The sequence below is a fragment of the Bacteroides mediterraneensis genome (assembly GCF_900128455.1).
In the GTDB taxonomy this organism is placed as follows: Bacteria; Bacteroidota; Bacteroidia; order Bacteroidales; family Bacteroidaceae; genus Phocaeicola; species Phocaeicola mediterraneensis.
In genome coordinates this window covers 1-2,671 of record NZ_LT635796.1, presented here as the reverse complement: position 1 = coordinate 2,671, position 2,671 = coordinate 1, and the positions used below count along the sequence as shown (strand labels likewise).

General features: G+C 43.0%; 1 protein-coding gene and 1 pseudogene. Both read left to right on the top strand.

Annotated features, from left to right (window positions below; genetic code table 11):
- A pseudogene (locus BQ7480_RS18285) lies at nt 1–81 on the top strand (TraG/VirB4 family ATPase); the annotation flags it as partial.
- 580 nt (nt 82–661) lie between these two features.
- Complete coding sequence (locus BQ7480_RS17495) at nt 662–2,485, top strand: reverse transcriptase/maturase family protein (RefSeq protein WP_072541321.1); 1,824 nt, start codon at nt 662–664, stop codon at nt 2,483–2,485.
- The last annotated feature ends 186 nt before the right edge of the window (nt 2,486–2,671 follow it).

The following is a 2,671-nucleotide window of genomic DNA, read 5'->3' as shown; positions in this document are numbered from 1 at the left end:
CGGTACAAGGAGGTGTGGATAGGCTTGGGCGGCACGCAGTCGGCGGTGTACGCCACGGAGGTGTCCATGCAGGAGTATTTAGTGCGCCCGTAAAGGGAATTTGATGAATGTCGCTTTGGCAAGCGACTGGGCAAGTGTTTATAATGCCCATTAACAACCGCTTACCGGAGGGGGAAACCCCATAAGGGAACACAGCACGTTGGTAAAGCCATAAGTCAGCCAACTGTCAGGCTGCGACCGAATGGCAAGTTAAAATGACAGATATGAGGATAAAGCCTGTATTGGTTGAACGATAGTCCGAGCAGTCGTATCCTTGGGCAATGACGGAAGACAGTTGAATAATTCTTCGGAATTATACCGTCATGTTGCGGTACTACACTGATGATTTGTAGCAGGAGTAGCATAAACTTACCGCAAGGCAACTACCATAAGTAGTAAAGGACGAAAGTCGTATCCGACAATCTGTCAAGCCAAATAGTCGTCAAATTTCTAAACGGGGATTGCCTAAACCGGAAAGCCAGTTGTACGGCTATGGGGTCTGCCCCTGAATATCCGGCATGGCAACGGAGCTTCCATAGTAGTCTGAGCAGGGTAACGCCCTGTACATGGCGAAGGGAAGCAGCTAATTAAGTTTAACAATTTAAAGGAAGATGTGAGAGACATGAGAAATCCAGAAAATGTGTTGAACAGTCTGAGTAAACACAGCGGTAACTTGAACTATAAGTTTGAGCGGCTGTATAGAGTACTGTTTAACGAGGAAATGTTTTATGTAGCCTATCAGAATATTTATAGCAAGACAGGCAACATGACGGCAGGAGCCGATGGTAAAACCATTGACGGAATGAGCATTGACCGAATTGAACAACTGATTGGTAGTCTTAAAAATGAGACTTATCAGCCTAACCCGTCCAAAAGGACGTACATACTTAAGAAAAACGGGAAAAAACGTCCGCTTGGCATACCCTCTTTTGATGATAAGCTGGTACAGGAAGTAGTTAGAATGATACTTGAAGCAATCTATGAAGGTAGTTTTGAACATACTTCGCATGGGTTTCGTCCCAAACGAAGTTGTCATACTGCTCTTATAGATATACAAAAGACATTCACTGCCGTGAAATGGTTTATTGAAGGCGATATTAAAGGATTCTTCGACAATATCAATCATGACGTATTGATTAATATTCTTCGGGAACGTATCGCTGACGAAAGATTTTTGCGGCTTATCCGAAAGTTCCTGAATGCCGGATATGTGGAAGACTGGGTATTTCATAGAACGTACAGTGGAACTCCGCAAGGCGGGATTATCAGCCCAATACTGGCTAATATCTACCTTGACAAGTTCGACAAGTACATCAAGGAATACACCAATCGGTTCAATAAAGGAGTAACGAGAAAAGGCGACGCTCGATACAAGCTCTACGAACAGCGGAGATACCGACTGGCAAAGAAACTGAAAAATGAGAAAGATGCAAAGGTAAGGGAACAGATGACCGCTGAAATTAAGCGGCTACGAGAAGAACGGAACAACTATCCGGCACGTAATGAAATGGACAGCAGCATCAAACGGTTAAAATACGTGAGATACGCAGATGATTTTCTGATTGGAATTACCGGTAGTCTTGAAGACTGCAAAACAGTAAAAGAGGATATTAAGAATTATCTTAATGAAGCTCTTAAACTGGAACTGTCAGATGAAAAGACACTGATAACCAATGCACAAAAACCAGCGAAATTTCTCGGATATGACGTATTTATACGCAGGTGTAACGATTTACGTAAGGATAAGTTCGGTAGAACGGTTAGGGCATTCGGACACAAGCCTGTCTTGTACCTGAATTTTGAAACGATGCGGAAGAAACTCTTTGATTATAAAGTCGCAAGAATAGCGGTTGTCAATGGCAAAGAGGTTTGGAAATCCATCGTCAGAACGTACATGCTGAACTTGGATGACTTGGAAATAGTCAGTCAGTTCAATGCCGAAATCCGAGGGTTCTATAATTACTACTCAATAGCCAATAATAGCTATGTCATCAATTCTTTCTATCACATTATGTCATACAGCATGTATAAGGTATTTGCGAACAAATACAAATCATCTGTAAAGAAAATACTTCTGAAATATAAAAAGAACAAGGTTTTCCAAGTGGCATATGAAAATAGCAAGGGTAAGACACTTTACCAATCATTTTATCATGATGGTTTCAAACGCAAAAAGGTTGCAGGGAATATTTACTGTGACACTATTCCACGGACAGTTTCCATAACAGGTGGACGTAATAGCCTTATGGAAAGGCTGAAACTCCAAGTCTGCGAATTATGCGGTGCTACCGATAAACTCGAAATGCATCACGTTCGCAAACTTAAAGACCTGAAAGGTAAATCCGACTGGGAAAAGAAAATGATAGCTCGAAGACGAAAAACTTTGGCTGTCTGCTCAAAATGTCATGCAAAAATAGACCCCGACCGAAGAATCAGACTGAATTAATTAGTGGAGAGCCGGATACAGGGAGACTTGTAAGTCCGGTTCGGAGGCGAGTACTCGGAAACCTACCATAGAAATATGACAAGGCGCTGGGTGCTTAGCCTACGCCTACACGACGGAGGAAACGGAGAAGATGGAAGTCCGCGAACTGGCGGAGAAGCTGGGCGGCGACATGGAAGCCGCCATACG